Source organism: Pseudoalteromonas sp. NZS71_1, assembly GCF_015864305.1.
GTDB lineage: Bacteria > Pseudomonadota > Gammaproteobacteria > Enterobacterales > Alteromonadaceae > Pseudoalteromonas > Pseudoalteromonas arctica.
Genome location: NZ_JADYXM010000007.1, coordinates 25,345 through 48,631, shown reverse-complemented (window position 1 = coordinate 48,631; position 23,287 = coordinate 25,345). Strand labels below are relative to the sequence as shown.

The following is a 23,287-nucleotide window of genomic DNA, read 5'->3' as shown; positions in this document are numbered from 1 at the left end:
CTTTTTTTTATGGAGTTTTAAAGTAATGACTATAGAAATTGTACATGTAGCTGTTGGTGTTATTAAGAAAAATAACGCTATATTCATTTGTAAACGTGCAGATGAACAACATCAAGGCGGTTTATGGGAATTTCCTGGTGGCAAAGTAGAAGCAGGTGAAAGTGTTTTTGTTGCACTTAAACGCGAGCTTATTGAAGAAGTTGGATTAACAATTCACAGCTCTAGTCAACTTATGGTGATTGAACATGACTACGGCGATAAGTGCGTTAAATTAGATGTACACGTAGTGAGTAACTTTAGCGGTGAAGCACATGGCGCTGAAGGACAACCTAGTGAATGGGTAGCAATTAGTGAATTAGAAAATTATGATTTTCCTGAAGCTAATGCTGAAATTATCGAGAAAATAGTAGCCCGATACTTATAACAAACTAGGTACAAGTGAGCGCAATGAACATCTCAATACAAAATAAGCTAAGCGAACAATTAGCATTAAATGCTGAGTTAACTCAAGTTAGTGTGATTGGTAGCGGCCATATAAATAGTACATGGCTACTTACGTGTATTGATAAACAGTTTATTGTGCAAAAACTTAATACTGAGGTATTTAAATACCCTGCTCAGTTAGTAAGTAATGCAAAACTAATTGAGCAGCATTTAAATGCTAAACAACTGAAAAATAATTACCCCCTTGAAACAGTTAAGCATATAGCCATACAAAACAACGAACACTTAATAGAAATTGATAGCGCGCATTATCGCGTCCTCAACTATATTAGTGACAGTTACAGCGAAGACGTTGTTAAAAATGCGCAACAGAGCGAGCAAGCGGCTTACGCCTTTGGCGTATTTGCTCATGCATTACAAGATTTTGATACACAACAACTACATACTGTAATTCCTGATTTTCATAACTTAGCGATGCGCTTTGAGCAATTAAATACCGCAATCACAAATAACTCTGTAAATAGAGTAAAGCACTGCGCTAACGAAATAGAATATTGCTTATCGCAGCAACATTTAATCACCGAGCTTAATAGCATAGCTAAGCAGATACCACTTAGAGTGTGTCATAACGATACAAAAATAAATAATATGCTGTTTTGTAGTGCAACTCACAAAGCAAAAGCAGTGATTGATTTAGATACCTGCATGGCGGGATTTAGGCTTTATGATTTTGGCGACATGGTACGCACTTTCTGCTCCCCCGAAGCCGAGGATTCAACAAACTTGCACAACGTTATTATTCGAAAAGATATATTTTCAGCCATTGTTAAAGGCTATGTAACGCCATTAAAAAGCGGCATGAGTACAAAAGAACAAGAAAGCCTGCTGTTAGGCGCTAAAATAATGCCGCTCATGTTAAGTGTGCGCTTTTTAACTGATTACTTAAATAACGATGTGTACTTTAAAGTGGCTCATGCAGAGCATAATTTAGAGCGAGCACAAAACCAACTCGCGCTTTATAAAAACATACTCAGTAACGAAAAATGGATGCACCAATGCTTAATGAGCTAAAGCTTATTCAACCTGAACTCTGGTTAAGAGATTTATTAACGTATTGAATCATGGTGATATTTAAATTTATTTTCTCTAGTCAGAGATTTTTGGTGAAAACAAGGCGAATTTACGCGTCAATAGCTGGCCTATTGCAAGTAAATTCAACGCTGTTAGCGCTGAAAATAGCTGCTTGAGATAGATTTATTATCCATAGTTCAGGTTATTTACAAATTCAAGATACAAAAAAACCAGTAAGCTAAAAACTTACTGGTTTTTTATTAACTTTAAATCAGTCTATTTAGTAAATTACCAAATTTTTACGCGATCTTCTGGTTTGATATACATTTTATCACCTTCTTTTACGTCAAACGCTTCGTAAAACTCAGGCATATTCGACAAGATACCGATTACACGGTAGTGACTTGGTGAATGAGGGTCTGTTAATAAACGATTACGTAACTCTTCATCGCGATAGTTACGACGCCAAATTTGTGACCAACCCATAAAGAAGCGTTGATCGCCTGTGTAACCATCAATCACTGGTGATTTTTTATCACCTAAAGACAGCATATACGCTTTATGCGCAACCGTTAAACCACCTAAGTCACCAATGTTTTCGCCAAGCGTTAGCTCGCCATTAACACTTGCATCTTCAAACGGTTTATATTCGTTATACTGTGCAACTAAAGCCGCTGTACGCTCTTCAAATTGCTTAAGGTCAGTCTCACTCCACCAGTTACGTAAGTTGCCATCACCGTCATATTTAGCACCTTGGTCGTCAAAACCATGACCAAGCTCATGCCCAATTACTGCACCAATTGCGCCGTAGTTTACAGCATCATCCGCTTCTAAATTAAAGAATGGCGGTTGTAAAATAGCTGCTGGAAATACAATTTCGTTGTTTACTGGATTGTAATACGCATTTACTGTTTGCGGAGTCATGTGCCACTCAGAGCGATCAACTGGTTTACCCAATTTAGCAATCATGTCTGCGTATGCCCATTCGCTATAACGAATGTAGTTACCTACTAGCTCATCTGAGTTAATATCTAGCTCTGAGTAATCTTTCCACGTGTCTGGGTAACCAATTTTAGGTGTAAATTTGTCTAGTTTTTCTTTCGCTGCAAGCTTTGTTTCAGGGCTCATCCACTCAAGATTTTCAATAGCAACACCGTAACCTTTAATTACGTTATCAACTAACTCTTCCATGCGTGCTTTAGCTTCTGGCGGGAAGTTATCTTTAACGTATACCTTACCTAAAATTTCACCAAGTACACTGTTAGATGCATCAACCGCTTGCTTCCAAAGAGGTGCTTGTTCTTCTACGCCACGAAGTGTTGTGCTGTAAAAGTCAAAGTTAAGGTTAACTAAATCTTCACTAAGTAGTTCTGCATAACCACTTACAAAATGAAATTTTAAGTAGTTTTTCCACGTCGCTAAATCAGTGTCTTTGTAAATAGTAGCAAGTGCTTCTAAGTAGCTTGGTTGACGTACAATAATGTCACTTGCACTCACGCCTGCATCTTTAAAGAATGCAGCTAAATCAAGGTCACCCATCAACTTGCTTGCATCTGCTACTGTCATCTTATTATAAGATTTAGTTGCATCACGGCTTTGCACACGGCTCCACTGAGCATCAGCTAGTGTTTTTTCAAATGCAAGTACGCTCTTAGCTGCTTCTGCTGCATTTTTAACGCCTGACTTTGCTAAAACATCAGTGATGTATTGCTCGTAAGAAGCGCGAATTTTAGTGAATTTTTCGTCATCTTTTAAGTAATAGTCACGATCTGGTAAACCAAGACCCGACTGAGATAAATACAATGCATACTCACTTGAGTTTTTAGCATCGTTATTTACAAACCAACCAAACGGTAAAGTACCGCCTTGTTTTTGAATTTTAGCCATTAAACCCACTAAATCAGCTTTAGATTTAACGCTATCAATTGTATCTAATGACGGTTGTAATGGCGTAATACCTAGCTCATTACGCGCATCTTTATTCATATAGCTTTTATAAAATGCACCAATTTTGTACTCATCACTGCCTTTTTTAGCGGCTTTGTTTGCGGCTGCACTTTCAAGGGCTATTTTCATCGCTTTTTGCGACTCATCATATAACTGCGAAAAAGAACCGTAGTTAGATTTATCACCTGGTATTTCAGTTTTAGCTAACCACTGACCATTTACATGGTAGTAAAAATCGTCTTGTGCGCGTACTGAACTATCCATATTAGCTAATTCAATACCAAGCTCTAGTGGTTTTTCAGCGGGTGCTGTTACTACTGGAGTGTCGGTTACTTTTGTTTCTTGTTGTTTTTCACCACAACCTACCAAGCCAAGCGCAAGTGCGATACTTGCAGCAGCCATTGTTACTTTATTCATAATTATTCCGTTTGTTAGTTAGAATTGAATCATACCAATCTGCTTATATATGGGGTCTATTTAACGTTAAGAAAATTACGCTAGAACCAGGCAAAAGTTTTTGTATCTAGCTGCTCTAAATAAAAAATTTTAACGACGTTATAGTGTAATTTAATTCGTTAAATTGATCAAAGACTTATGCAGGTTGGTATCACATACCAACTCCATTAAATTCTTGAATATAGCAGGAGTAAAAATAGCACTGCCTACACGCTTTTACTTAATGGAATGGGTATCAAAGAGCTTTCGATCAATATAAAGCCCACGCAGTATCATAAACCTCATTAAGCCAACAATAAAATGGAATATGTAACAAAGTATTTTGAATGCGGTGAGCTGCCAAATTAGCCCCACCAATAACAAGATGGTGAGTAGTTAAGACTTACTTTTATTTTTTCCGTGAAGCGCTAAACGCTCTAGTTTTTCTTTTAAAGAGGGGGGTGCAGAAGATGCTATCGCGTTTAAGTAATCAGCTGTTTGCTCACTCATTTTACGTGAGTTGGTAACTGCAGGACTGCCCGACTTATTCGCTGTACTTAATCTCTGAGTTGCTTGAGGATTTGCAGTTATTTTTATTTGCCCGAGCTCTGCCATTCCGGCAGCTCTAAAATGTGAAAGCATATCCATTTTTAAATAATTAAGCCTAAGCGCGATAGGTGCAGATACCGCCTCTATCATTAGCGTGCCGTCTCGGTAATTACTGACTCGGCATTTATCACCCAACTTAGGGCCTAAAAAATCTTTTAATAGGGTTTGCTGTGTATCAAGTGCTTGGCTTTTGCCTGCATAAGCTGATAAACGATTATTTAACCCCGCCATAATATCGGTTAGCGGTTTTGGTGCATATCTATCTTTAGCCATTTTACACCTCGTAAAAGCTCACTTAGACCCAGAGATAATACTCTAGGTCTAAGTATACACTGCGTATTAATACTACGCGCCGGCTATTTGCATTTGCTCTATTAATACTGAGCCAGTTTGAATACCACCACGGCGTTCGATGTCACCACCAATAGCAGATATGCCTTTAAACATATCTTTTAAATTACCAGCAATGGTAATTTCGCTTACAGGATATTGGATTTCACCATTTTCAACCCAAAAACCAGCAGCACCACGAGAGTAATCACCCGTTACGGTATTTACGCCCTGCCCCATTAGCTCTGTAACTAATAAGCCGGTGCCCATCGTTTTTAATAGTGCAGTTAAATCGTTATGAGTTTGCTCAACAAGCCAGTTATGTATACCGCCAGCATGCCCTGTTGGGGTCATATTCATTTTACGCGCGGCATAACTTGCTAATAAATAAGTTTGTAGCTCGCCGCCTTGAATAATTTCCCTATCGAATGTTTTAACACCTTCGCTATCAAACGGTGACGACGCCAACCCTTTTAAAATATGTGGGCGCTCGGCAATATTCACACAATTACTAAATACTTGTGTGCCTAAGCTATCAAGTAAAAAACTTGATTTACGATAAAGCGCACCACCACCAATTGCCGACACTAAGTGACCAAACAATGAATTTGCAATATCGGCTCTAAAAATAACAGGCACTTTTATTGTGCCTAACTTTTGGCTATTTAATTTAGCCAATGTTTCAGCTGCTGCTTCAAGCCCAACTGCCGCTGCGTCATTTAAACCCGCTTGGTCGCGTGCAACAGTATAAGCAGAGTCGCGTTGCATCTGCTCACCATCTTGACCTATTACCATAGTGCTAATGCTATGACGAGTGCGTGGAAAGCCCGTTATCAAACCATGGCTGTTGCCATAAACACGTAATCCTTGGTGAGATGAAAAACTCGCACCATCAGAGTTAACAATACGCTCATCTGCATTTAGTGCAGCTTGCTCAGCAGCATGACAAAGCTCAATACCTTCTTCAGGGCTTACATCCCAAGGATGGTATAAATCTAAATCTTTAGGATTAAATTCAAGCAATTCTTTATCAGCAACGCCGTTAAATGGGTCATCCGATGTAAATTTGGCTATATCAATCGCTTTTTCGACTACCATGCGCAATGTTTTTGGATTTAAATCAGCGGTTGACGCCGAACCTTTATTATTACCAACGTATACACTAATGCCTAAGCCGCCGTCCTGGTTAAACTCAATGGTTTCTACTTCACCCATTCGTGTACTAACCGATAAACCAGACGTGCTAGACATGGCAGCTTCTGCAGCTGTAGCGCCTAATTTTTTAGCATGTTCGAGTACTTCTGCTACCGCATCTTTAACTTGCGATATTTGAGAATAAATTGGATCGTTTTGTTGGCTTTTCATAAATTAAGTCCTGAGCCTTAGAGGCATAATGCACGCATTTCTTATATTTAAATGCTAACACACTCAATGCATCACATCAGCTAATATTCCTAAGTATCATATTCATGTATAATGGCAAAAGTTATTTTTATTTAAGAGCACCCCATGGCAAAGAAAAAAGGCAAGCCTGCTGAAATTGAAGAAGAAATTGAATATGTATCAAGAACGGAACTTAAGCGTGAAGCGCAAGAGTTTCATCAGTTAGGTACTGAAATTGCCAAAATGGGTAAAAAACAGCGCGAACGCCTGCCATTAAATGACGATTTAAAAGCGGCAATGGTTGTTGCTGATAAAATAAGTAATAAAAGTGACGCGTACCGCCGTCACTTAAACTACATCGCTAAAACGTTGCGTACTGTAGAAAACATTGACGCTATTAGAGCGATTATCGATGTAATGCTTAATAAAAATAACCAAGCTGAAGTATTGGTCAAAAAAATTGAGCAATTACGTTCAGACCTAATTGAACAAGGTGATGACCTTATCAATGAGACTATTGAACAGTTTCCGTCTCTTGATCGTCAGCAAATGCGTCAATTGGTTCGTAATGCGGCGAAAGAAGCGAAAGCTGAAAAGCCGGGTAAAGGTTATAAAGAGTTATTTCAATATCTCAAAGATGCCCATACTGTTACGTATTAATTAGACCGCATTAATTGATATTTTATTAAAAAAGGTGCTTCGGCACCTTTTTTGTTATAGATCAAACCGCCTCACTGCGTACTTTTTTATAATCACCCCCTAAATAAATACTTAGGTGCGCGTGATGATTAAACTTCCACAATGGGATCAAACCCTAATAAACAAATATAATGTGTCTGGCCCGCGTTATACCTCGTATCCCACAGCTCTATCACTGCGTGATGGGTATCAACAACAAGACCTACTAAGCGCTGTAGAATCATCAACGAGTCGTTCACTCTCTTTATATATTCATATTCCGTTTTGTAGTCAGCTTTGCTACTACTGTGGCTGTAATAAAATAATTACCCGCCATCAATCTAAGGCCGATACGTATCTCGACTTTTTAGCAAAAGAAATTACTGCCCAAGCTCATTTATTTAAAAACTACACGGTTGAGCAATTACATTTAGGTGGCGGTACTCCCACCTTTTTAACCGCAAAACAAATGACTCGTCTAATTAAGCTTTTAGAGCAGCACTTTAATTTTACAAGCACAACAGAGCGCGGCATTGAAATAGACCCTCGCTCACTTGCCGATAATATGCTTGTTGATTTAAGAATGCTTGGCTTTAACCGTGTCTCATTTGGGATTCAAGACTTTAACGACGACGTGCAACTTGCTGTTAATCGCCCGCAAAATGCAGATACGGTTAAGCAATTAATTACACAAGCTCGCGAGCTGGGATTTCAATCTATTAATGCAGATATGATTTACGGGCTTCCTCTGCAAACGCCAGAGAGCTTTAAGCAAACTATAGAGCAACTTATTGAGTTAAGCCCTGACCGAGTATCGGTGTTTAACTACGCGCATTTACCAGAGCGCTTTGCCGCACAGCGTAAGATTAAAGATGCAGATTTACCCAGTGCACATAATAAACTCACTATGTTTAAAAACACGCTGGAGCAGATGACGCAAGCAGGCTATCAATTTATTGGTATGGACCACTTTGCAAAAAACGATAACGAACTAGCTATTGCGCAAAATGAAGGCAAGTTACATCGTAATTTTCAAGGTTATACAACCCATGGGAATTGTGATTTATTAGGCTTAGGCGTGTCATCAATTTCACAAATTGGCACTGCCATTTTACAAAATCAAAAAGAATTAAAACATTATTACCACAGCGTAGAAACACAAAACGGCTGTGCTCTTAATAAAGGTATGCACTTAACGCATGATGATGTAATTCGTGCTGATGCAATTAAGCAGCTCATTTGCCAGTTTGAATTAGATATACAAGACTTTAGCGAAAAGCATGCGCTTATATTTAATGACTACTTTGAGGATGCGTTAATTGCGCTTACGCCACTTATAAAAGATGAACTAGTCACTATAAATGATAATAAAATTAGCGTAACGCCACGCGGCAACTTATTCATTCGTATTATTTGCATGTGCTTTGACGCTCATTTACAAAAACAAATAAATGCGACGCGTTTTTCACGAGTGATTTAACTGATACTAATTTAATGCAATTTGTATGAAAATTTTTACGCATAAAAAAAGCAGACCAAGGTCTGCTTTTTTTGAGTACTCGAAAAACTAAAGCTAGTTAAAAACTACTTTATCGCTGCCAGGAGCGGCTTTAAACTCGATGATAATTTTAGCGCAATCGGCTTTAACTTCATCTTTAAGTGTTTCTTCAGCTTGCCAGCGAGCTTTATCTAGCTTAAAAATTTCTTTTTTAGCATATTTTTTACGTGCATCGTGTGTCGGCATTTCTTTAACTACCTGGTACATTTTATAAATGCCAGGATATTGTGTCGTTAAATCACGCTCGCTCTCAAAGCCATATTGAGACATAAGTACCCAAATACGTAAACAGCCTTCAGAAAACTCACACTGCTCTTCATTCATTGCACGCGCAATTAAATGAATACTATCGGCTAGTTTGGCATTTCGCTTTAAACGCGACTTCTCAAGCTTTTGCTTTTGTTCAGCCTGCGTTTTAGCAATTAACTTTTTTTGCGCATTTAACTTATACAGCAACTGACCCGCATAAAATGCCAGACCAACTATTATAGCAGCGCCTAAAAGTAAGGCTAAAATTACCGCGGTACTCATTATTTATCCTTACTATTTGTCGTCTTCATCTAACCATTCGTTGGCTAAATCGTCAGATAAGTATTGATCGAAATCAGAATTGCCTTTGCTTTCAATATCATCTTCAAGGTCATCTTCAAATTCGTCTTCATCCTCGTCTTCAATACCAAGAATTTCACATAACGCCTGATGACGAGCAATACGGCTATTAAAGTACTTAGCATCTTTACCAGTTAGCATTTCACCTTCTTCATGACGCTCTACTAGTTTAAGTAAACGCTCGTCATTCTCAAGTGCTTCTAGCTCTTGTTCAGGTGTAAATTCAGGCTCGATTAACTTTTTCAGCTCAATAGTTGGCTTTAAGTTGCGTTTCATTTCAACTTTAGGCTCAGGCGCAGTTGCAATTAATGGTACCGGCTTTTTACTGCCTACACGCTTATCTTTCGGCGCGTGACCAGCATTATGGCTTTCGCTATCTAGTAAATCTGGCGCGTTACGAGAACCTGGCTTAGCACCTTTGGTTTTTTTAACTCGCTGCTCTTTTAATGCGCGCATTTCTTTAAGCTTATCTTGGCTTAAACGAACAGGTCCGTTTGCTGGGCTTTTGCGTGACTTTTTAGTTCTACTCATATCTTGATCATCTCACTTAAGAGGTTTTGAGCGAAGCGCAAATTAATGGGCATCGCAGTGCTGGCCTAGCCAGAAGAATTCAGTTTGCGCTTAGAGGTTGGGTCTCTCATTTAAAAGCGCCTTAGCTAATTAATCGCCAATTTAAAACGGTGGGTATTGTAACAGGACAAATAAAAAGGCGGTAGAGAAAACATCTCTACCGCCTGCTAATCTGAGCGCCATTATCTGGACACTTCTCCCTTCGACTTTTTTTAGTCTTTATTATTTTTATTATTATCAGTCCGTATTGTTATTATTTTTACGTTCCTTGTTACATTCCATTTTGTTTTTATTATTAAACTTCCATGAGTTTTTTATTATTTTCGGTCATCCTGACACTTTTTTATTATTTCCTTTAGTAGCACTAATCTTATGCTATGTAGTCATGCCGCGTTACTTTCCTTGATAGTTATTTCCGTTTTGTTATTGTTGTTTTGCGACAGTGGTTAATTTACTCGTTAATGATTTTGTTACAACTGGTTTATATAACTTTTATTATATTTATTACATTGAGATATAAAAATAAACATAAATTACAATAAGTTAATCAATAATCAAAAATAAAAAGAAGACTTTTCTTACAACCAGACATGGTCAATGTCTTACATTAAAACGGACGATATCGTTAATTTTTGACACAAAAAAAGCAGCCTAGGCTGCTTTTTTTAACACATTGTAGTTTATTTATTATTAACTGCTAAATAAATACGACTTTAGTGTAAGCCACCTAAATACTGAGAAAGTACTTCGATGTCTTTATCTGTTAATTTTTTTGCAATATCGCCCATCATGCCATTTAAGTCATTATGACGAGTACCATCACGGAATTTTTCAAGTTGAGCCTTGATATATCCTGGATGCTGAAAAGAAATTTTTGGAAACTTAGCAAGTGACGAGCCATTACCACGTGGGCCATGACATGCTGCACATGATGGAATTCCACGTTCTGCATCGCCTGCTTTAAAAAGCATCTCGCCAACTTCAACAACATCTTTAGGTGTAGCACCTTCAGTCATGTTCATTGAAGAAAAATAAGCAGCTAGATCTTTCATGTCTTGCTCGCTAAGTGGCATAGCCATAGCGCTCATTACTGGATCCATACGCCCTTCTTTGCCGCCTGACGTCATACCTAATTTTAAATCCTGAAGTTGCTTGAGGATATAATCTGGATGTTGACCTGCAATTTTAGGGTAAATATTAACCGGCGCATTACCGTCTGGGCCGTGACAAGCCGCACACGTTGCTGATTTTTCTTTACCTGCGTTTACATCGCCATCAAATGCTGCTGCGTTGCTTGCTGACAACGCACCAAGCAATATTGTTAAAGATAGTGCTATTTTTTTCATGGTGAATTCTCTGTTTCCGACCCTGTATCATCTACAATCGTGATGTTGTAATACATATATTCTACACGATAATAAATTCTCTGGCACGTTTTCTACACATATTAAGCTTATAATTTACAGGGTTTTGACTTAGATTAAGCTTTAACATGTTTTAAATGTACCATAGGTGCTGTTTTTAGGTGGTTAAATACGCTTTTTAATACATCCTTTATAGTATAAAATACGCGCCCTGAGTGAATTTGGTTTACTCAACGTTATTTATTTAAGTTTTAGGAGAGCCTGTGCTCAAATCTCGTATCAAATATAATACTGCGTCTTTCGTAACAAGCGCTCCCGACATTACTAAATTACCTGCTGATACGGGAATTGAAGTTGCGTTTGCCGGTCGTTCCAACGCAGGTAAGTCGAGTGCATTAAATGCATTAACCGATCAGAAGCTAGCACGTACAAGTAAAACACCTGGACGTACTCAGCTAATCAATACATTCGATTTAGCTGATGTTGACGATATGCGCCTTATCGATTTACCAGGCTATGGTTTTGCTAAAGTACCAATCGAAATGAAAAAGAAATGGCAAAAATCGCTAGGCGAATACCTACAAAAGCGTCAAAGCCTAAAAGGTATTGTTATTTTAATGGATATTCGTCATCCATTAAAAGATTTAGACCGCGATTTAATTAATTGGGCTATTGGTAGTGAAATTCCAGTATTGGCACTATTAACTAAAGCCGATAAATTAAAGCAAGGCCCTCGTAAATCACAAGTACTGCAAGTTCGTCGTGAATTAAGCACGCTTGATGGGGATATTACAGTTCATGCATTTTCATCATTAAAAGGCACGGGTTTACCAGAAGTAGCTAAAAAACTAGATGAATGGTTTTTAGGTCCTGTTATTGCTATACCACCTACCGATGAAACAATCACAGACGAAACTAACCCAGAGGCTTAAACGCTGGCGTTACGATAAATAAAACTGCTTTCCTGCAGATTTAATAAAATAGCCGAGCTTATCAGACTCGGCTTTTTCAGCCCACTGATAATATACGCTTCGCGCAACACGCGCACTACAGCCATAAGGTAGCTTTAGATAAGGCACTTTTGACCCTTTATAGTCTTTTATAACTAAAGGCTGCTGAGCGCTCACCAACCACTGCCTAGCTAAATTATCAATACAACACAACACCTGCCCTTGCACTGTATTTTCAAAACGCCAATCAACAATAATAAACGGCGCATCATCAACCGTTATTGTTATTTTTTCGACAGGTGTTTTTAAATAAAATTGCTCACCTTCTTTACATAGAACAGAAGCAAACAGCTTCACCATGGCTGGGCGTGTTATTTCGCTGCCATCGTAAAACCATTTCCCCTCATGATTAATGACAATTGGCAGTTCACCACAATGATTAGGCTGCCAACTATCAAAAGGTTTGCTTGGCTCGCTTAATTGCTTGCTAAGCTCACTTAAAGAAATCACTGTTTTTTAAGTGTAATTGCAAATGTAACAGGCACTGCTGTTGCAATTGAAGGTAAGCCCGCTAGCTCTTGCAGCTTTTTAACGCCTTCAGTTACACCAAAATCATCACTATTAATAATAATAGGTGTTAGCGATGATACCGTTAAATCACCACTTTGCGTGCTGTTAACGAGTACATCAATTGCCAATGGCTTTTTATTACCGTGAAAATCAAGCTCAGCTTTAATACCCTTCAATACATATTGACCAGGCTTTTTAATATTGCTCAGTTCTTTAGTTAAATTTGCAGTTAAAACAGCATTTGGAAATTTAGCCGCTTCGAATAAAAATGTCGTTAAACGCTCATTACGAATAGGAATTAGAGTTTCGGCTGATGTTAAATCAACATTAACGCTAAACTCGCCTTTATCAGAAAGCATACCTTCAAGGTTAGTAAAATGGTGAGCTTCAGCAATCGAATCTTTTTTAATTGAAACAAAGCTTAATTGGCTTTTATCATTCACTAGCTGCCAATTGGCCTGAGCAACATTAGAAATAACTAAACTTGATAAAGAAAAACCTGCAATAGCTAATGCTTTAAACATAACGCACTCCTTAGTAATAAAATGAAAAAAATAAAAATAATATCACCTCGATGGTATCACCTGCGATGTACCCAAACCACCTCGAAATGACGAATGAATAATACAATTGGTATAGCGCAATAAAGAATTAATTAGATAGGATTTTCAGGCGTAAAACAAAAAACGGCCCACCAAACAAGTTGGTAGGCCGGTATAGCAAACTGGGGAGAAGCTATCAATTTGTTGCACCCTTTCAGATGCATCATCAACAGGATGTCCTACAGGATAGGACAGGCGGGACTTTAACAAAAGCACGCATTAAAATACAATCATATTCCTGTAAAACAGCTCGAATTGACGAACATATAACTATTTAATACAAATAGTTGCTTAAATTAACCTTATTTTAACTAAAGCTTGCATATACCTGATTGAATCGCTGTTATTCGCCATTTTTATTAAACATAAAAAAAGCGCCAAAAGGCGCTTTAATTAAAATGCTAAAATTGCATTAATGAGCTTGTTCCCAGTTGTCACCTTCATCAGCTTCAACTATAAGTGGTACATCTAGCGCAGCAGCTTGCGACATCAGTTCACAAATGTGTTTTGTGTATTGTTCTGCGCAGTCTGTTTTGATTTCAAATACTAATTCATCGTGCACTTGCATAAGTAACTTAATCGTATTTGGTGCTTGTTCGTGTACCCAACGATTGACGCTCAGCATTGCCTTTTTAATAATATCGGCGGCAGTACCTTGCATTGGTGCGTTTATAGCAGCACGTTCGGCTCCTTTTCTACGCGCCCCATTACGTGCGCTTATTTCTGGTAAATGTAGGCGACGACCAAATATTGTTTCAACGTAGCCATTTTCAGCTGCTTTTTCGCGTGTTGTTTCCATGTACTCTAATACACCTGGAAAACGCTCAAAGTATTTATCTATGTAATGCTGCGCTTCGTGGCGTGGCACATCTAGTTGACGTGCTAAACCAAATGCCGACATACCGTAAATTAAGCCAAAGTTTACTGCTTTCGCCTTACGGCGCATATCGGTAGTTACATCATCAAGCTCTACACCAAATACTTCAGCGGCAGTGGCACTATGTACATCTAAGCCGTTAGCAAATGCATTTAATAGACCTTTGTCTTGTGAAAGATGCGCCATAATACGCAGCTCAATTTGACTGTAATCGGCAGCAACAATTTTATAACCATCTGCGGCTATAAACGCTTCACGAATACGACGTCCTTCTTCTGAACGAATAGGAATATTTTGTAAATTAGGATCAGTTGAACTCAAGCGCCCCGTAGCTGTAATTGCCTGATGATAAGACGTATGTACACGCTGGGTTTTCTCATTCACCATTAATGGTAATTTATCGGTGTAAGTTGATTTAAGCTTTGATAAACCACGATGCTCTATAATTACTTTAGGTAGCGGATAATCATGAGCAAGTTCTTGCAGTACTTCTTCTGCGGTAGAAGGTGCACCTTTAGGCGTTTTTTTAATAATAGGCAGCCCAAGCTTCTCGAACAACAGTACTTGTAGCTGTTTTGGTGAACTTAAGTTAAATGGTTCGCCTGCTATTTCAAACGCTTCTTTTTCAAGCTCAATTAAACGCTCACCTAAACGTTGACTATGCGCTCCAAGCATATTGCTATCTATCGCAACACCGGTGCGTTCAATATCAGAAATCACACTAATAAGTGGCATTTCTATATCTTCAAATACCGATTTTAGCTTTTCATCAGCTGCTATTTTTGGCCAAAGCACTTCGTGTAAACGCAAAGTAATATCGGCATCTTCAGCGGCGTAAGGTGCTGCTTTTTCAAGTTCAATTTGGTTAAAGGTAAGTTGCTTTTTACCTTTGCCAGCAATATCTTCAAAGCTAATATTTTTATGACCTAGGTATTTAAGTGCTAGCGAGTCCATATCGTGACGCGTCCCTACACTATTAAATACATACGACTCAAGCATGGTGTCAAACTTAATACCATTTAGCGCAAAGCCTGCATTCGCTAATACACTTTTGTCATATTTAAGGTTTTGCCCTACTTTAGCTTTGTTTTCATCTGCCAAAATTGGACCTAGCTTTTGCATTACAAATTCAAGGCTTAATTGCTCAGGCGCACCCGGATAGTCGTGCGCTACCGGTAAATACACAGCTTCACCCGCTTTTACGGCAAAGCTCATACCCACCAATTGCGCTTTCATGTAATCAAGGCTGGTTGTTTCAGTATCAAATGCAAATAACTCAGCACTATTTAATTGCTCTATTAGCGTATCAAATTGCACTTGCGTTAAAATAGTTTCGTAATGAGCATCTTCTACTTTTGGTAATTCAGTGGCTTGGGTAGGTACAGCTAAATGTGTTTCAGCATCTTTAGGATTATCAAGTAATTCAGCTAACCAACGACGGAATTCGCACTCACCATATAATGCAATTAATTCGTCTTTGTTAGGCTCTTGAAGTTTGAATGTATCAAGATCAGATTCAACTTCAACATCGCACTTAATTGTCGCAAGTTCGTAGCTTAAAGGCAGATGATCAAGAGCAATTGCTAACTTTTCGCCTATTTTACCTTTAATCTCACTGGCGTGATCCATTACACCTTGAAGAGAACCATATTTTTCTAACCATTTAACTGCAGTTTTAGGACCACAACCTTCAACACCCGGAATATTATCGACCTTATCACCCATTAATGCTAAGTAATCAATAATAAGTTCAGGGCCTACACCAAACTTTTCAACCACGGTAACGGGATCTGAAATACTGTCAGTCATCGTGTTTATTAGCGTAACGTGTTCATTAACAAGCTGTGCCATGTCTTTATCGCCAGTAGAGACGAGTACATGTCGTTTTTGCTCTGACGCTATACGTGCAAATGTACCAATAACATCATCAGCTTCAACGCCTTCAATACTAATTAGCGGAAAGCCCATCGCTTTAATAATACTGTGTATTGGTGCTATTTGAGTGCGTAAGTCATCCGGCATAGGCGGACGATTTGCCTTATACTCGCTATACATATCGTTACGGAACGTTTTACCTTTAGCATCAAATATAACCACCATATGTGAGGGATCGTATTGTCTGATCAAGCTTTTAAGCATGTTGATCACGCCATAAATAGCGCCCGTAGCTTCACCTTTAGAATTAGTTAAATGCGGCGGAGAATGATAAGCACGAAATAAATATGACGAGCCATCAACTAAAATAAGTGGGTTTTCGGGGATCTGAGCCATGGTGAATTTGGATCCTAAATGCAAAAAATTAAGGTAATTATAAGCATGCCATAAGGTAGTAAATAAAACGACAGTGAATTACTGCTTATCGTGTTATTAAAACTATAGCAAGCTGTGGATAAGTGTGTAGATAACAGCCACGAGCTATTCTTCCAAAGCATTATAAAATGCCTAGAAAATACTTTAACTGTATGTTTTAATTTAAAAAAGATAATACGAGGTTCTTTTTTTATTATTTTAAACCAATGTGGAAAAAGGTTTTCTAACGACTGCTTGTGTTGTTATTCACTTTGATTATTCGCGTCCATTTAAATAACCGGAGGAGTATTCTAGCACAATGGATCGAAGATCATAGCGATCCTTTATAATTTTTTTAAAGGCAAAGTGATCGCAAATGGCATAAACCGCAATACAACTTGCATAGAGAATGATTTTTGTACTAAAAATTTATTTTCGCGAGAAATTTTGAGCATGTTAGACTTCATCCGATCGACTTATAAAAAAGACTTTAGGGGCACAAAAGCATGAAAAACGTAGCGGTAATATTAGCAGGGTCTGGTGTGTACGATGGTAGTGAAATTAATGAAGCAATTTTAACTTTATTACATATAGCCAAAAATGGCGCAACGTATCAGTGTTTTGCACCGGATATTGAACAACTTCATACCATTAACCATTTAACGGGCGAAGTAATGCCTGATAAGCGTAATGTATTAACAGAAGCGGCTCGTATTGCACGGGGTGACATTAAATCGCTGCTTGAACTAGACGCAACTCAGTTTGACTCATTAATTGTACCTGGCGGTTTTGGCGCTGCAAAAAACTTATGTGACTTTGCAATTAAAGGCGCAAAAGCAAATATTAATGAAGACGTACTTAATGCTTGTAAATCATTTGCAAAAGAAAATAAGCCTGCTGGTTATATGTGTATTGCACCCGCTTTGATCCCATTTATTTACGATAACGCTGTACTTACGATTGGTAACGATGCAGAGACAGCACAAGCGCTAAGCACATTAGGCGCTAAACATATAAATTGTGCAGTAGATGATGTTGTTATTGATCAGCCAAATAAGCTAGTTACAACCCCAGCTTATATGCTTGCGCAATCAATTATTGAAGCCGATGCAGGGATCGAAAAACTAGTTAGTAGCGTATTATCAATAAATTGATCTTAGGATCTAAAAAGTTAATTGTATGACTGTTTGCAATTATTAAATTGCTTAACAAAAAACAGTAAATAATTAAATTTTATTGCGTTAACGCAAAAAGTAGTCAGTTTTATTAATAAAAACGCCTCTTAGCATTTTATAAATTGGCTCAGAGAGTTATAATCGGTTTAATTTCCGTCATCTTTAATCGTGATTGATCACGTTCAAATCGAAGTGAGCAAGGCAAAATGAAAAAATTAACAGCTGCAGCATTATTAATGCTAGCAACCACTGCATACGCACAGCCATATGATAACTCTATGACTGAAGATGCAATTAAAGCACGTCTCGCGCCGGTTGGTGCTGTATACCTTGAAGGCGATAAAGCTGCTGTAGCAGCGGCGCCTACAGGCCCTCGTTCTGGTGAGCAAGTGTATCAAGGTGCATGTTTTGCATGTCACGGTACTGGTGCACTAGGCGCGCCTAAATCGCCTGACGATTGGGCTCCACGTATAGCTAAAGGTAAAGACACTTTACTTGAGCATGCACTAAATGGCTTTAATGCGATGCCTCCAAAAGGCACCTGTATGGATTGTTCTGATGATGAGATAAGCGCTGCCATCGACTTCATGACATCTAAGTAAATACAGCTGAAATACACAAAAAAGGTTTACTTCGGTAAGCCTTTTTTAATACCTAAAATAGTGTTTCTAGCCAGTATGATAGTACGAATATCAACTTGACGATAAGCGCTAAAAGTGAAAGTATAAGGCTAATAACTATACAATAAAAATAGCCGGTTAGATCATTGGAAGATAAACTCTCAGTATCGAGTAAATTGGCGTATCAAAATAAACGTCTAAAAACATTACTCAATAAATACAAACAATCACATCACTTACAAAATGCGCTGATACAATTATCAGAGCAAGCAAGTACTGTTGCCGAGCTAACCCTACTTTATCCCGCTATCCACGACATTTTACAAAAATATGTGCCGAGTAAAAGTTTTTATGTGGTGCTATTAAATCAATACAGTCAATCGTTAGAACTTTCTTACTTTTCAGATGAAAAAGATGGTATTGCCGTCGCCCTTAACCAATCAAATAGCTTTGATGAAGGCGCCACTGGTTATGTATTTAAACAGGGTAAAACCACATGTTTTACCAAGCAGCAAATGCAAAATGCCGCAGCAGAAGGCTTATTTAAAGCATTAGGCACTCCAGCAGAGCATTGGGTAGGTGTTCCGGTTTACCAAGAACATAATATTATCGGTGTTTTAGCAGCGCAAAGTTACGATACAAAACAAGGCTATAGCTCACAACAAATACAATTACTTGAGTTTATGTCGCTTTATTTAGCAACTGCAATAGAGCGTGTAAAAAAACGAGAGCTCCTTGAGTCAGAAGTTAAAATTCGTACCCGTGCACTCACTCAAAGTAACGACGCGTTAAACCTTGAAATAGAACAACGCAAACGCGCACTTCAACGCCAACAAATTCTGTTTAAAATATCTGAAATAGCAACGCAAGCTAAAAACCTTGATGATGCTTACTTTAAGATACATGAAATAATAAAAACAATTACCTACGCAGAGAACTTATATATTGCACTTTACGATAAAGAGTCTGGCTGGATAAGCTTCCCTTATTGTGTAGATGAATTTAAAGAAAACACACAACCAAGACGCTTTGCTAAAGGTTATAGTGAACTGGTAATAAGCACTGAAGAAACGCAACTTATACACCCGTGTAGAGCAAAAGAATTAATAGAAAGCGGTGTAGTACAAAGAGCTAAGCCTGTACAAAAAGAGCAAATGGCCACTAGTTGGTTAGGCGCTCCACTTAAAACAGCTCAAGGTGTTATCGGCCTTATTGTTTGCCAAGCTTACGATAACAAACATATTTTCAGCCGGGATGATTGCGAGTTAATTACCTTTGTATCTCATCAAATTGCAGCGGTTTTACAAACAAAGCTCACCAATCAAGCGATTGCAAAAAGCCATCAAGAACTCGAATTTAGAGTAAACGAAAAAACCAAAGAACTGCGTCAAACAAATCTGCACTTACAAATGCAAATAGATGAGCGTAAAAAAATAGAGCAGCAGCTTTATCACGACGCACATCACGACTCTCTTACTAGCTTACCTAATCGCAGCCTCTTTTTAACTCAGCTTGAAAAAACACTACAACATTATCAGCGCTTTCCTGAACATAATTTTGCTGTTTTATTTATTGATTTAGATAAGTTTAAAGACATTAACGACCAACTTGGTCACCATGCTGGCGATCAGTTTTTAATTAACGTTAGTGAGTTATTTGCCCAGTGTATACGCGAACATGATTTACTAGCACGCTTAGGTGGCGATGAGTTTGTTATTTTATTAACGCACTTAACTGAGCCTCAACAAGCAGAAGATGTTGCTAATCGTATTATCGATTTAATGAAAAAGCCTTTTTTCCTTAAAGGCGAATCACTTCAAAGTGGTGCTAGTATAGGAATAACCTACTCAAAGAAAAGCTATACGCATACGGATGAAATTATTCGTGATGCCGATGCTGCAATGTATCACGCTAAAAACTCCGGAAAAAACCGCTACGAGCTATTTCATCCGCTATTAACGCAATCAATACCTGCGCAGGCACTAAAAGCACAACATCACCTTGATATATTACCTATGAGTTTTAGAAGCTCAGAAATAATTACTCTTGATGAGCAACATCAGTCTGAATCTTTATTTGAAGCATTTGGTGAACACCCAATACTTGGCTTTACTAGCTTTGATATTTTGAAAAAGTTTGCATCAGATAAAGAACAGCACCTCGAGATAGAGTTACAGTTATTACAACGCGCTTATGCACAAGCAATTACCGCAAATGTAACTATGGCGCTGGTTCCTTGCTCTGGTTTACTACTCGAGGAGCACGAATTTGTTTTATTTACAGATACGCTAAATAAACAACAAGGACATAGCCAGCTCTGTTTGCTATTTGATGAGCAAGAAATTCGTCACGCAAGCGCAACACAAATAGAAAACCTCAAAAAGCTATCACAACTTGGTTATTCAATTGGTTTAAACAATTTCGCTAAAGATCGATGCGAACTTAATTTACTAACCGATATTAATTTTGACTATCTGCTACTTAGCTCGACCTTTAGTAAACGTGTTTTACAACAAGAAAGTTACGATTTTCAGCTACAGGGCGTGCTTGCAATTACAAAGCTCAAAGCAATGAAAGTCATTGCTAAAGGCCCATCAATACTTAATTTTAGAGCTTTACTAGACAAGCACGGTTTGGCATTTTTTGTGGGAAAACAACACGCTCTAGTGTGTTCTGAGTTACCTGAAATACAAGCAACCCAGTCTTTATAAAATTAGCCTGAGGTATTACTCAGGCTTTTTAAACATTGCACGAAGGTTAGCGACTCTTGCTTGGCCTTTTTCCATTCGCTCTGCTTGCGTATTTGGCGCCTTTTTATTTTCAAACGCGAGATCGTCCTGCGGTAACTCTTGTACAAATCGGCTTAACTCAGTTTGTGAGGTTTCACCAAATTGACGACGTATTTTTGCATAAGTAAGTGTTAACTCCTGCTGTGCACGAGTAATACCAACATAAGCTAAGCGGCGTTCTTCATCTACGTTATCTTCATCAATACTTACCTGATGCGGAAGTAAACCCTCTTCCATACCCACCATAAATACGTACGGGTACTCTAAGCCCTTTGATGCATGTAGTGTTGATAAGTGCACTGCATCGGTTTCATCTTCTTCTTCGTTACGCTCAAGCATATCGCGAAGGGTTAGCTTGCTAACAACCTCGGCTAATGTCATTGGTTCGTTGTCGGCATCACCGGTCAACATATCTGTTATCCAACGATACAGCTCTGATACGTTTTTCATACGCATTTCAGCCGCTTTTGCACTCGGTGAGGACTCGTACAAATATGCCTCGTAATTAATATTACGCACTAAGTCTTTAACAGCTTCGAGCGTATCACCGCGTACTGCGTTATCAGATAGCTCAACAACCCAGCGTGCAAATCCAGCAAGCGCATTAAAACCACGCCCTTTTAGTCTGTAGCCTAAATCGTTATCAAAACAGGTAGCAAATAAGCTCGCGTGTTTTTCGTTAGCAAGCGTACCAAGCTTTTCAAGTGTAACCGTGCCTATTTCGCGTCGCGGTGTATTTACGATACGTAAAAATGCATTGTCATCATCTTGATTAACTAGCAAACGTAAATACGCCATAATATCTTTAATTTCTGAGCGAGCGAAAAACGACATACCGCCACTAATTTTATAAGGGATACGGTTACTCATTAAAGATTTTTCAAAGCCACGTGCTTGATGATTACCACGATATAAAATCGCGTAATCTTTATAGCTGGTACGCTTCATAAACTTATGTGAAATTATTTCAGCAACCACACGCTCAGATTCATGCTCTTCATCGCGGCACCCTATTACTTTAATCGGCTCACCATAACCTAGTTCACTAAATAACTTTTTCTCTATGTCATGTGGGTTATTCGCAATTAAAATGTTAGCCGCTTTTAGTATTCGCCCTGCACTTCGATAGTTTTGCTCAAGTTTTATAAGTCTAAGCCCTGGGTAGTCTTTACCTAATAACACTAAGTTTTGCGGGCGAGCACCACGCCATGAGTAAATTGATTGATCGTCATCACCTACAACAGTAAAACGGGCACGCTCGCCTACTAGCAATTTAACAAGTTGATATTGGCTTGTATTGGTATCTTGATACTCATCCACCAGCAAGTATTTAAAGCGTTGCTGCCAGCGCTCACGAGATGTGGCGTTATTAGTAAGTAACAAAGTAGGGATCATAATTAAATCATCAAAATCCAGTGCGTTATAAGCACGTAGCTGATTTTGGTAGCGAGCATACAGCTGTGCAAACAATGCCTTTTGCGCATCACGCGCTTCGCGTATTGCTTGCTCTGGCAGTACTAATTCGTTTTTCCAACTACCAATTTCCATTTTAAGTAGTTTGAGTAAGTCCTTGTCTTTTTTTAGCTCATCTTCGGTGAGTTCACTAAGAAGCTGATTGGTATCTTGATCATCAAATAACGAAAAGCCGGGTTTAAACCCTAATGTGCTTAACTCTTTTTTTATTATTTCTAAACCGAGTGTATGAAACGTCGATACCCACAAACCTTTGGCGTCTTGTTTACCAAGTGTTTGCAGTACTCGTTCACGCATTTCTTTGGCTGCTTTATTGGTAAAAGTAACAGCGGCTATATTTCGCGCTTTGTACTCACATTTTTTCACTAAATAAGCGATTTTATTCGTAATAACACGGGTTTTACCAGAGCCTGCGCCTGCGAGTACTAAGCATGGACCACTAATATATTTTACGGCTTCATCTTGTTTAGGATTGAGTTTCATAACGACCAAAGAAATTTAAAAGACGCGCAATTTTAACGTAACCATTACTGCGAGCATAGCAATTGCCTTAATTAATTAAGGTAAAGATGATCATGTGTTAAATACCGTGGGTATAAGGTAATATTAGTTATTATTATTTTAGGCCGCATCGAAGGGACAAATATGATCAACCCAGCAAAACTTGAAGAAATTGCTAAGCAAATTACTAGCAATATGCCACAAGGTGTAAAAAACCTAGCAGAGACACTCGAAGGTAAAACAAAGCAAGTTTTACAAAACAAGCTTGCTGAGATGGATTTTGTGAGCCGTGAAGAATTTGATGTGCAAAGCCAAGTACTTATTCGTACTCGCGAAAAGTTAACTGAGCTTGAAGCTAAAGTTGCATTACTTGAGCAACAACTTAGCACTAAAACTGACGCTGAATAANGCAACAACTTAGCACTAAAACTGACGCTGAATAA

Annotated in this window: 19 protein-coding genes; 9 read left to right on the top strand and 10 right to left on the bottom strand. The window is 38.4% G+C overall.

Annotation, left to right across the window (positions count from 1 at the left end):
- Nucleotides 1–25 precede the first annotated feature (25 nt).
- Both mutT and I6F43_RS11825 read left to right on the top strand, forming a co-directional pair.
- A complete protein-coding gene (mutT, locus tag I6F43_RS11830; RefSeq protein WP_197102473.1) occupies nucleotides 26–424 on the top strand; it encodes an 8-oxo-dGTP diphosphatase MutT in 399 nt (132 codons plus the stop codon).
- Nucleotides 425–447: 23 nt separating this feature from the next.
- Nucleotides 448–1,515, top strand: a complete 1,068-nt coding sequence (locus tag I6F43_RS11825) for a phosphotransferase enzyme family protein (protein ID WP_197102472.1) — start codon at nucleotides 448–450, stop codon at nucleotides 1,513–1,515.
- A gap of 288 nt (nucleotides 1,516–1,803) precedes the next feature.
- On the opposite strand, the gene I6F43_RS11820 is transcribed toward I6F43_RS11825, so the two are convergent.
- The 3 genes from I6F43_RS11820 to pmbA form a co-directional block, all read right to left on the bottom strand.
- Nucleotides 1,804–3,879 carry a M13 family metallopeptidase gene (locus I6F43_RS11820; protein WP_010553817.1) on the bottom strand — a complete coding sequence of 692 codons (2,076 nt, stop codon included), beginning with the start codon at nucleotides 3,877–3,879 and terminating at the stop codon, nucleotides 1,804–1,806.
- A 414-nt stretch (nucleotides 3,880–4,293) separates the two neighbouring features.
- Entirely contained in the window at nucleotides 4,294–4,779 is a 486-nt protein-coding gene (locus I6F43_RS11815) for a DUF721 domain-containing protein (RefSeq protein WP_024589904.1), read from the bottom strand.
- Between the two features lie 72 nt (nucleotides 4,780–4,851).
- Nucleotides 4,852–6,201 (bottom strand): metalloprotease PmbA, encoded by a 1,350-nt coding sequence (gene pmbA, locus I6F43_RS11810; protein WP_165721239.1) that lies wholly within the window; start codon nucleotides 6,199–6,201, stop codon nucleotides 4,852–4,854.
- A 144-nt stretch (nucleotides 6,202–6,345) separates the two neighbouring features.
- Between pmbA and yjgA the strand changes: the two genes are divergently transcribed.
- On the top strand, nucleotides 6,346–6,879 hold the full coding sequence (gene yjgA, locus I6F43_RS11805; RefSeq protein WP_007582068.1) for a ribosome biogenesis factor YjgA: 534 nt from the start codon (nucleotides 6,346–6,348) through the stop codon (nucleotides 6,877–6,879).
- A 124-nt stretch (nucleotides 6,880–7,003) separates the two neighbouring features.
- The gene (gene hemN, locus I6F43_RS11800; protein ID WP_165721240.1) at nucleotides 7,004–8,377 is read left to right on the top strand and encodes an oxygen-independent coproporphyrinogen III oxidase; all 1,374 of its coding nucleotides are present in this window, start codon (nucleotides 7,004–7,006) and stop codon (nucleotides 8,375–8,377) included.
- 93 nt (nucleotides 8,378–8,470) lie between these two features.
- On the opposite strand, the gene I6F43_RS11795 is transcribed toward hemN, so the two are convergent.
- The 3 genes from I6F43_RS11795 to I6F43_RS11785 all read right to left on the bottom strand — a co-directional run bounded on the left by I6F43_RS11795 (nucleotide 8,471) and on the right by I6F43_RS11785 (nucleotide 10,980).
- A complete protein-coding gene (locus I6F43_RS11795; protein WP_010553820.1) occupies nucleotides 8,471–8,986 on the bottom strand; it encodes a DUF2489 domain-containing protein in 516 nt (171 codons plus the stop codon).
- 12 nt (nucleotides 8,987–8,998) lie between these two features.
- On the bottom strand, nucleotides 8,999–9,595 hold the full coding sequence (gene yihI / locus I6F43_RS11790; protein ID WP_197102470.1) for a Der GTPase-activating protein YihI: 597 nt from the start codon (nucleotides 9,593–9,595) through the stop codon (nucleotides 8,999–9,001).
- A 752-nt stretch (nucleotides 9,596–10,347) separates the two neighbouring features.
- Nucleotides 10,348–10,980 (bottom strand): c-type cytochrome, encoded by a 633-nt coding sequence (locus I6F43_RS11785; protein ID WP_197102468.1) that lies wholly within the window; start codon nucleotides 10,978–10,980, stop codon nucleotides 10,348–10,350.
- Between the two features lie 281 nt (nucleotides 10,981–11,261).
- Here I6F43_RS11785 and yihA point away from each other — a divergent pair, with 281 nt between their 5' ends.
- Nucleotides 11,262–11,930 carry a ribosome biogenesis GTP-binding protein YihA/YsxC gene (yihA, locus tag I6F43_RS11780; RefSeq protein ID WP_101164494.1) on the top strand — a complete coding sequence of 223 codons (669 nt, stop codon included), beginning with the start codon at nucleotides 11,262–11,264 and terminating at the stop codon, nucleotides 11,928–11,930.
- A 9-nt stretch (nucleotides 11,931–11,939) separates the two neighbouring features.
- On the opposite strand, the gene I6F43_RS11775 is transcribed toward yihA, so the two are convergent.
- The 3 genes from I6F43_RS11775 to polA all read right to left on the bottom strand — a co-directional run bounded on the left by I6F43_RS11775 (nucleotide 11,940) and on the right by polA (nucleotide 16,268).
- Nucleotides 11,940–12,458, bottom strand: coding sequence for a DUF1285 domain-containing protein (locus tag I6F43_RS11775; RefSeq protein ID WP_010553821.1), 519 nt, complete (start codon nucleotides 12,456–12,458; stop codon nucleotides 11,940–11,942).
- Nucleotides 12,455–13,042 carry a YceI family protein gene (locus I6F43_RS11770; RefSeq protein ID WP_007582084.1) on the bottom strand — a complete coding sequence of 196 codons (588 nt, stop codon included), beginning with the start codon at nucleotides 13,040–13,042 and terminating at the stop codon, nucleotides 12,455–12,457. Before I6F43_RS11770 ends, I6F43_RS11775 begins: the two co-directional genes overlap by 4 nt.
- A 490-nt stretch (nucleotides 13,043–13,532) precedes the next feature.
- Complete coding sequence (gene polA, locus I6F43_RS11765) at nucleotides 13,533–16,268, bottom strand: DNA polymerase I (protein WP_197102466.1); 2,736 nt, start codon at nucleotides 16,266–16,268, stop codon at nucleotides 13,533–13,535.
- A gap of 524 nt (nucleotides 16,269–16,792) precedes the next feature.
- Here polA and elbB point away from each other — a divergent pair.
- The 3 genes from elbB to I6F43_RS11750 all read left to right on the top strand — a co-directional run bounded on the left by elbB (nucleotide 16,793) and on the right by I6F43_RS11750 (nucleotide 20,792).
- Nucleotides 16,793–17,440: an isoprenoid biosynthesis glyoxalase ElbB gene (gene elbB, locus I6F43_RS11760; RefSeq protein WP_197102464.1), complete on the top strand. Its 648-nt coding sequence runs from the start codon at nucleotides 16,793–16,795 to the stop codon at nucleotides 17,438–17,440.
- Between the two features lie 227 nt (nucleotides 17,441–17,667).
- Complete coding sequence (locus I6F43_RS11755) at nucleotides 17,668–18,063, top strand: c-type cytochrome (protein WP_007582093.1); 396 nt, start codon at nucleotides 17,668–17,670, stop codon at nucleotides 18,061–18,063.
- Nucleotides 18,064–18,227: 164 nt separating this feature from the next.
- Nucleotides 18,228–20,792, top strand: a complete 2,565-nt coding sequence (locus I6F43_RS11750; protein ID WP_007582095.1) for a sensor domain-containing diguanylate cyclase — start codon at nucleotides 18,228–18,230, stop codon at nucleotides 20,790–20,792.
- Between the two features lie 15 nt (nucleotides 20,793–20,807).
- On the opposite strand, the gene rep is transcribed toward I6F43_RS11750, so the two are convergent.
- Nucleotides 20,808–22,826, bottom strand: coding sequence for a DNA helicase Rep (gene rep / locus I6F43_RS11745; protein WP_024605304.1), 2,019 nt, complete (start codon nucleotides 22,824–22,826; stop codon nucleotides 20,808–20,810).
- A gap of 162 nt (nucleotides 22,827–22,988) precedes the next feature.
- Between rep and ubiK the strand changes: the two genes are divergently transcribed.
- Nucleotides 22,989–23,252: a ubiquinone biosynthesis accessory factor UbiK gene (ubiK, locus tag I6F43_RS11740; protein ID WP_007582099.1), complete on the top strand. Its 264-nt coding sequence runs from the start codon at nucleotides 22,989–22,991 to the stop codon at nucleotides 23,250–23,252.
- Nucleotides 23,253–23,287 lie beyond the last annotated feature (35 nt).

Bases quoted from the DNA above. Each gene is read 5' to 3' on its own strand.
- I6F43_RS11785 (WP_197102468.1), bottom strand. From the start codon at position 10,980: ATGAAAAAAATAGCACTATCTTTAACAATATTGCTTGGTGCGTTGTCA.
- ubiK (WP_007582099.1), top strand. From the start codon at position 22,989: ATGATCAACCCAGCAAAACTTGAAGAAATTGCTAAGCAAATTACTAGC.
- pmbA (WP_165721239.1), bottom strand. From the start codon at position 6,201: ATGAAAAGCCAACAAAACGATCCAATTTATTCTCAAATATCGCAAGTT.
- I6F43_RS11770 (WP_007582084.1), bottom strand. From the start codon at position 13,042: ATGTTTAAAGCATTAGCTATTGCAGGTTTTTCTTTATCAAGTTTAGTT.
- polA (WP_197102466.1), bottom strand. From the start codon at position 16,268: ATGGCTCAGATCCCCGAAAACCCACTTATTTTAGTTGATGGCTCGTCA.
- yjgA (WP_007582068.1), top strand. From the start codon at position 6,346: ATGGCAAAGAAAAAAGGCAAGCCTGCTGAAATTGAAGAAGAAATTGAA.
- I6F43_RS11820 (WP_010553817.1), bottom strand. From the start codon at position 3,879: ATGAATAAAGTAACAATGGCTGCTGCAAGTATCGCACTTGCGCTTGGC.
- I6F43_RS11795 (WP_010553820.1), bottom strand. From the start codon at position 8,986: ATGAGTACCGCGGTAATTTTAGCCTTACTTTTAGGCGCTGCTATAATA.
- I6F43_RS11755 (WP_007582093.1), top strand. From the start codon at position 17,668: ATGAAAAAATTAACAGCTGCAGCATTATTAATGCTAGCAACCACTGCA.
- I6F43_RS11825 (WP_197102472.1), top strand. From the start codon at position 448: ATGAACATCTCAATACAAAATAAGCTAAGCGAACAATTAGCATTAAAT.
- hemN (WP_165721240.1), top strand. From the start codon at position 7,004: ATGATTAAACTTCCACAATGGGATCAAACCCTAATAAACAAATATAAT.
- elbB (WP_197102464.1), top strand. From the start codon at position 16,793: ATGAAAAACGTAGCGGTAATATTAGCAGGGTCTGGTGTGTACGATGGT.
- mutT (WP_197102473.1), top strand. From the start codon at position 26: ATGACTATAGAAATTGTACATGTAGCTGTTGGTGTTATTAAGAAAAAT.
- yihI (WP_197102470.1), bottom strand. From the start codon at position 9,595: ATGAGTAGAACTAAAAAGTCACGCAAAAGCCCAGCAAACGGACCTGTT.
- I6F43_RS11815 (WP_024589904.1), bottom strand. From the start codon at position 4,779: ATGGCTAAAGATAGATATGCACCAAAACCGCTAACCGATATTATGGCG.
- rep (WP_024605304.1), bottom strand. From the start codon at position 22,826: ATGAAACTCAATCCTAAACAAGATGAAGCCGTAAAATATATTAGTGGT.